This is a genomic window from Deferrivibrio sp. (genome assembly GCF_055117995.1).
On record NZ_JBSQOT010000008.1, the window covers coordinates 59,213 to 65,502 of the forward strand.

The window sequence follows — 6,290 nt, forward strand, 5'->3', positions numbered from 1 at the left end:
ATCGTGCTATTATTGTGGCATGAAATATGAATATAGTTTTAAAAAAAAGGAGGTATATCTATGAGTTTTAGAAAAATTGTTTCCTTGACAACATTGTTGTCTTTTCTTGTGATGTGTTATACGGGACTTATTTTGATTATAGTTCCCGAGGGCAGGGTCGCTTACTGGGCAGGCTGGCAACTTTTGGGGCTTACGAAATCTCAATACAGTGAACTGCATACTGCAACTTCATTGCTATTTCTGTTAGCTTCAATTCTTCATATTTATTTAAACTGGAAAGCGATTGTGCAGTACATGAAAAACAAAGCCAAAAATTTTGTTCTTTTTACGCCAAACTTTATCGCTGCACTCATTATAACATCAGCAGTATTCTTGGGAGCATATTATAAAGTAAGCCCATTCAGTGATCTGTTTATCTGGCAGTCCGATATTGATGATTACTGGGCAGACAGATACGGTGAGCCGCCTTTTGGACATGCGGAACTTGTGGGTCTGAAAAATTTTACAAAAAAACTTGACCTTGATTTCAATAAGGTTGAAGAGATTCTCAAATCAAATTCAATAGTCTATGACAGTCCCAATGAAACAATTCTTCAGATTGCCAAGAAAAACAATATGACACCTCAGGATTTATATTTGAAAATAAAAGATGCAAAAGTGCCCAAGGACGATGAAAAAAGTACAGAGGATAAGATTCCCGCTGAAGGCTCAGGACTTGGAAATAAAAGCTTTTCACTCGTAATTGAGAAGTATGGTCTTGACAGGGAAATGGTAGCTAAGAATCTTAAAAAAGCAGGCGTTGAATTTAATGAAAACAGTCTGATGAAGGATATGGCATCTCAGATAGGGGTTACCCCTATAGACCTTTTTATGATAATGAAGAAGGGGCGTTAAGCCCCTTTTTTTAAAATATACTTTGATAATCTTTTGATTCAAAATCGGCAACGTACCCTTTGGAAAAATTTATTACTTCATTTAAGCTGATTTTTCCGTTTATATAATCCACAAAAATATCTTTTGGTATATATATGTCAATTGTTTCAAACTTTTTTGGCTTTAACATTTCGTTGATGTTTTCATATATTCCATACGTACCACTTACTAAAAAGCCCATAAAATTATTATCGGCAATAAGTTTTTCACTCTTAACCGATTTTAGTGCAAATACTGCATCTTTGACGAGTTTGTTTGCCACAAGAAGTCCTCGAACTTTTTTTGAAATATTTTTGCCTGCATCAACATTTTCATGTTCCAGAGAAAGAAACAGCCAAAAGTTGCCGTCCTGATAAATGCAGTCAATACACGTAGAACCTTTTGTAAATCCAACACCATTTAGTTGAAGCCCAAGGTTATATTCGCCAAATTTTTGCGCTATCCGGTTCAGCTCATCGGTGTATTGTGCCTTTAATTGCCTTGTAAAGCTGTTTTGTGGATTGAAGACATAATCTGAATAAGTTACAAACTTTTTGCTACTGCAGGAGATAAACACAAAAATTGACATGATTATTAAATATTTTTTCATATAACACCTCTTTGGATAAGGTAAATGAGAGGTGGTCAAAAATCAATAATTAACTTTTCTTATAAAATGAAAGAATAAAAAAAAACCGGCAAGTGCCGGCTTTTTTTAGTTGTTTGTTTTGAATGGGCCTACTACCTGACCAAAAGGATTTAATCTAAATTGAAACTTGTTGCCGGAAGCATCAACTACGTCAGCAAAGTATATTGTCCCTCTTGGCATATCAAATGATTTTACTTCCTGTATTTTGTAGCCTTTAAAATTTTCTTCAACATACTTTGTAATTTCCTGTGTAGCTTCTTCTTTTGTGAAGCTCTTTGCTTCTGCTGCAAATTGCCCTCTTGGTCCTTTAAAGCCTTTCATACCTCTTGGACCCATACCAAATCCTCCATAGCCTGGACAGTTGCCGGGACCGAAATTACCCTGATATCCCATGCCGTTACCCATTTTGTAGCCCATACCATATCCTGGGCCATAAGCATAAACTGATGCTCCTAAAGCTAAGATTGCTGCAAAAACCAATAACTTTTTCATAACTGCCTCCTTTGTTGTTTTGTTGCAGATATATGAGCATCATGCGTGCCAAAATATTTGTTAGGTTTAATATGTTGATAATAAAGAATTTAATAAAAAAATCGAAAAAAATATGTGTGAAAAGGTAACACTATGTGTAATTTTTATACATTTATTATGAATTAAGTTTAAACAACATTCGGCAAAATAGACTTGAAAATGTGTATTAAAAAGGCTAATGAGTGTTTTTGTTAAGAAAAGGGGAAAGTTATGAACTACATTTACAAAATACTCGATTCAGGTGAAGAGAGAAAGCTTGAGCAACTTGGTGATTTAATAATTGACCGCCCCTGCGCTCAGGCATTCTGGCCAAAAATGAAAGATGAAAGATTCTGGAATAAGGCAGATGTGATATTTGAAAGAGGTGACAATAATATATGGCACTTCAAAAATAAAAAAATTGATTCAAAGGTTGTCAAATATCACAAGTATTTTTTCAAACTAAAATTTACAGACTTTGGTCATATCGGAATATTTCCGGAACATAAGACTACATGGGAATTGATTGAGAAAAATGCCGTTCAGGGACAGAAAATGATCAATTTGTTTGGTTATACAGGTGGAGCAACTATTGCAGGTGCAGCATCAGGGGCGCTTGTTACACATGTAGATGCATCACAAAAAATAAATGATTGGGCAAAAGAGAATATTGAGCTTAACAATATTGATGTTAAAAGTGTTAGATGGATTACGGATGATGTAATTAAATTTTTAAAGAGGGAAGTGAAAAGGGGGAATAAATACGATGCTTTTGTTATGGACCCGCCCACTTTTGGAAGGGGGAGCAAAGGTGAAGTTTTTAAAATAGAAAGAGATTTGTCAAAAATTATGGAGCTTGTAGTTGAGCTGATGTCAGAGGATTGCAAATATGTAACTTTGTCATGCCATACTCCGGGATTTACGCCAAAAGTGTTGGAAAACATACTATTTTCATACCTCAAAAATAGGGGTGGCAAAATCTTTTGTGAAGAGCTTCTAATCCCTTCTGACACTTTTGATATCCCGTCAGGGGCTGTTGCCTGCTGGGTTGGCAAATGAACATAATTTATTATGACAATCATATTGTAGTTGTTAATAAACCATCAGGTATTCCTACCCAAAAGTCCAGGGAGCATTTTGAAAATTTGGAAGATAATATAAGAGATTGGTTAAAAATAAAATTTAATAAGCCTGGCAATGTTTTTCTCCATGCTGTGCACAGACTTGACCTGCAAACTGGTGGCATTGTGGTTTTTGCAAAAACAGAAAAAGCGCTTAAAAGGCTGAATGAAATCATAAAAGATGGTGAATTTCACAAAACATATCTGGCAGTAATTGAAAATTCGCCCACAATAAAAAATGGCACTCTTAAGCATTATCTCCTGCATAAAAATCATTTTACTGAGGTTTCTGACGTTAAAAAAGATGGTTTCAAAAAGGCGTTGCTTGAGTATAGTATTATAGGGGAAAACAATGGTATGTATCTTGCGAAAATAAAACTGCATACAGGTCGTTATCATCAGATAAGAGCACAGTTTTCATTTATAGGCTCACCGGTTTTGGGGGATAAAAAATATGGAAGCAAATCAATCTATTCAAAAGATAAAATAGCCCTGATTCATAGTGAAGTATCATTTATCCACCCAGTGAAAAAGGAAAAAATAACTTTTAAGGTAGAGCTTCCTGACGAATGGCCATGGAACATATTTGACAGAGAAGAGAAAGAGAGGCGTTAGCCCCTCTTAATGTTGTTCTTGACGTATTTCTTTTTTAATTTTAGCCAGGCTATAGTAAATTACAAACAAAAGGGCAACAAAAAGTAACACAAAAATTGTGAATATAGTCCAATTGGGGCTTGCTTTAAGTTCGGAAAGTGAAAAGTATTTGCTGAAATATCCATTTTCAACCACCCTTCTTACTATGGTCATACTGCCAATTATTCCCAAAACAACGATACTTAAGTTAGTTATATTTTCTTTGTTTTTGTAAATATAGTAGAGTGAAAGAAGGGTTAATACTATTGATATAACAAAAAATAATGTACCTGTTGTACTTTTGCCCATTAACAGCATATAAATGTTTTTTTCATTGGAGAACAAAAACCAGATTCCTACAATTATATTTGCGATAGTTGTATAAAAAAATGCCTTTTTGCCAAAATCATACATAGCATTTTTCAATTTTTCCGAGAAATTTTTTCTCAATTTTGAATAGACCATTAAGAACAATCCGCTGAAAGCTATTGCAGCCAATACGAAGTGGAAAAAGCGGGGTATAACAGTCTTGGCACTGAAAACTGAAATTTGCTTTGAATAAATTTTTGTCCAGAGCTCCGGCTGCATTGAAAGGGCAGTGTTTGTCACAAGTATGAGTGCCACGTAAAGAAAAAGTATTGCAGCAAATATAATAAATACAATACCTTTTCCGCCTGAGTATTTGAGATACCATGGTTTGAACTTGTAAAGGTAGTAAAAATAATATGCGAAAATTATTGCAAGAAGCACAAGTATCCACTTCCATGAAAGCAGGATGGAAGATGTGTAGAAATAGTTTTCATACATTGTCTGGACAAACAATAAAGGTGCAACACCGGTAGTAATTGTTAAAGAAATGTTGAATGTGTTTAGATAGCCTATTTGCTCTGAAATTTCGTTATGAGTTTCACTTGCAAAAACTTTGCTTATATATTTGGAAATTAAAAGGAGTATTGTGCCACCCAGAGTAAGATTGACAAACAAAATATGAACAAAAAATGTAAAAACCAAAAAGAATACAAATAACCATGCTGGTGATGAAAGTGGAATTGATGAAACAGAAGGTATTATTATATTTTCCATTATTTACCCCCTTGCCCTATTTTTTCCAGGTATTTTGAAAGAGCCTGTTTATCTTCGTTGTTGCCAGCAAAAGGTGGCATTAAAGGGTTAGAGTCAAGGTCTTCCAGCATACCGTACAGGTCATCTGCTGAAAACCCTTCGATTTTTGAGTACAATTCGTTAAATCCTTTTGGCATATGGCATATCCTACATTGAGAATTGAATATTCCCCTTCCTTTGCCAATTTCCGTATCAGGCTGGCCTACTGTTGCCCATTTGTTGAGGTTTAAAAAACCTTCACTTTTGATTTTTTCCACATCACCTTTCAGGATTCCGTTTGAATACATAAAATCCCTTATTACGTAAGGTTTTCTTACTCTTTCTCGTGTAAATTCATAATAGCCAAAACTTGCTTGTCCCAGAATTAGCAGTATCAGGGCAAAAGCGATATTCATATATTTTGGTATAATCAATGTAAAAATAGCTGCAACTACCGTCAATATGACGGTAAGATAGATTGCATTTTGATAAAAATTTGACAATATTTCGTTTCCACCCAAAAATTGTTCTCTTACATTTTCAGGTATTGCTTTTACCCACCAGGCCATTCCTGCAAATGTCAAAATAGCTCCTGCAATAATAAAATATCCTGAAAATCTGCCATATTTGACTTTTATATTTTTGTCTTTTGTGAAGGAAAGAACAAGGGTTGCATAAATTCCTGCAAGTAGCAACGAGATTCCCGTTCTTCCTATGAGGGAAGGGAAATATGTCTCATTGAAAAAGGCCCCCCAAAAACTATGTGTTTCAAGGAAATTACCGGGTGTAAGCTGGAAGGATATAATGCCATCAATTATAGCAAGACTCATCCATGCTCCAATAAAATAAAGCCACCCTAAAAAAACATGTGTTTTGTCAGATATTTTATTCCACGTATAAAAGTAAGCAAGGATGGCAAAAATCTCCAGGACAAAAAACACCCATTCGGTAGCCCAACCCCAAACAAAAATGTGTATCAGTGCCGCTGTCCCTGCCGGGGATACAAGGGCAATGCTAAACCATATTCCAACTCCGGTTAAAGCACCAAGTACTGCAGAAATAAGAAGAATCAGACCACTACTTTTTTTTACGAATAATTTTTCGCTTTGGTTACCTGACTTAATAGCCAATTTTTCTGCCATTACAACGTATAATCCCATTCCAACAGCAAAATGAGAGATAAAAGCATGAAAAACAGCTATTATAGCAATAAGCTGGGCGCCTGATAAAACATCACTTATCCATACAGGGTAGTCCATCTTTACCTCCTTTTAAAAATTTATTTAATTATAATACATAAAAATTCTAAAAGCAAATATTTGATTATATATTCTTAAATATGGTCTGTTTATAACAGTAATTTT

General features: G+C 34.8%; 7 protein-coding genes. 3 read left to right on the forward strand and 4 right to left on the reverse strand.

What is annotated here, in order from left to right; all coding sequences use genetic code 11:
- Nucleotides 1-60 precede the first annotated feature (60 nt).
- Entirely contained in the window at nucleotides 61-894 is an 834-nt protein-coding gene (locus ACTCAF_RS04015; RefSeq protein ID WP_463062012.1) for a DUF4405 domain-containing protein, read from the forward strand.
- Between the two features lie 10 nt (nucleotides 895-904).
- Here ACTCAF_RS04015 and ACTCAF_RS04020 read toward each other — a convergent pair whose 3' ends face one another.
- Nucleotides 905-1,522 carry a hypothetical protein gene (locus ACTCAF_RS04020; RefSeq protein WP_463062013.1) on the reverse strand — a complete coding sequence of 206 codons (618 nt, stop codon included), beginning with the start codon at nucleotides 1,520-1,522 and terminating at the stop codon, nucleotides 905-907.
- 105 nt (nucleotides 1,523-1,627) lie between these two features.
- Complete coding sequence (locus ACTCAF_RS04025; RefSeq protein ID WP_463062014.1) at nucleotides 1,628-2,053, reverse strand: PepSY domain-containing protein; 426 nt, start codon at nucleotides 2,051-2,053, stop codon at nucleotides 1,628-1,630.
- A gap of 249 nt (nucleotides 2,054-2,302) precedes the next feature.
- Here ACTCAF_RS04025 and ACTCAF_RS04030 point away from each other — a divergent pair, with 249 nt between their 5' ends.
- Both ACTCAF_RS04030 and ACTCAF_RS04035 read left to right on the forward strand, forming a co-directional pair.
- Nucleotides 2,303-3,130, forward strand: coding sequence for a class I SAM-dependent methyltransferase (locus ACTCAF_RS04030; protein WP_463062015.1), 828 nt, complete (start codon nucleotides 2,303-2,305; stop codon nucleotides 3,128-3,130).
- Entirely contained in the window at nucleotides 3,127-3,807 is a 681-nt protein-coding gene (locus ACTCAF_RS04035) for an RluA family pseudouridine synthase (protein WP_463062016.1), read from the forward strand. The genes ACTCAF_RS04030 and ACTCAF_RS04035 overlap by 4 nt, the downstream gene beginning before the upstream one ends.
- A 6-nt stretch (nucleotides 3,808-3,813) precedes the next feature.
- Here ACTCAF_RS04035 and ACTCAF_RS04040 read toward each other — a convergent pair whose 3' ends face one another.
- Entirely contained in the window at nucleotides 3,814-4,908 is a 1,095-nt protein-coding gene (locus tag ACTCAF_RS04040; protein ID WP_463062017.1) for a hypothetical protein, read from the reverse strand.
- A complete protein-coding gene (locus tag ACTCAF_RS04045; RefSeq protein ID WP_463062018.1) occupies nucleotides 4,908-6,185 on the reverse strand; it encodes a cytochrome ubiquinol oxidase subunit I in 1,278 nt (425 codons plus the stop codon). The genes ACTCAF_RS04040 and ACTCAF_RS04045 overlap by 1 nt, the downstream gene beginning before the upstream one ends.
- Nucleotides 6,186-6,290 lie beyond the last annotated feature (105 nt).

Bases quoted from the DNA above. Each gene is read 5' to 3' on its own strand.
- ACTCAF_RS04015 (WP_463062012.1), top strand. From the start codon at position 61: ATGAGTTTTAGAAAAATTGTTTCCTTGACAACATTGTTGTCTTTTCTT.
- ACTCAF_RS04020 (WP_463062013.1), bottom strand. From the start codon at position 1,522: ATGAAAAAATATTTAATAATCATGTCAATTTTTGTGTTTATCTCCTGC.
- ACTCAF_RS04025 (WP_463062014.1), bottom strand. From the start codon at position 2,053: ATGAAAAAGTTATTGGTTTTTGCAGCAATCTTAGCTTTAGGAGCATCA.
- ACTCAF_RS04030 (WP_463062015.1), top strand. From the start codon at position 2,303: ATGAACTACATTTACAAAATACTCGATTCAGGTGAAGAGAGAAAGCTT.
- ACTCAF_RS04035 (WP_463062016.1), top strand. From the start codon at position 3,127: ATGAACATAATTTATTATGACAATCATATTGTAGTTGTTAATAAACCA.
- ACTCAF_RS04040 (WP_463062017.1), bottom strand. From the start codon at position 4,908: ATGGAAAATATAATAATACCTTCTGTTTCATCAATTCCACTTTCATCA.
- ACTCAF_RS04045 (WP_463062018.1), bottom strand. From the start codon at position 6,185: ATGGACTACCCTGTATGGATAAGTGATGTTTTATCAGGCGCCCAGCTT.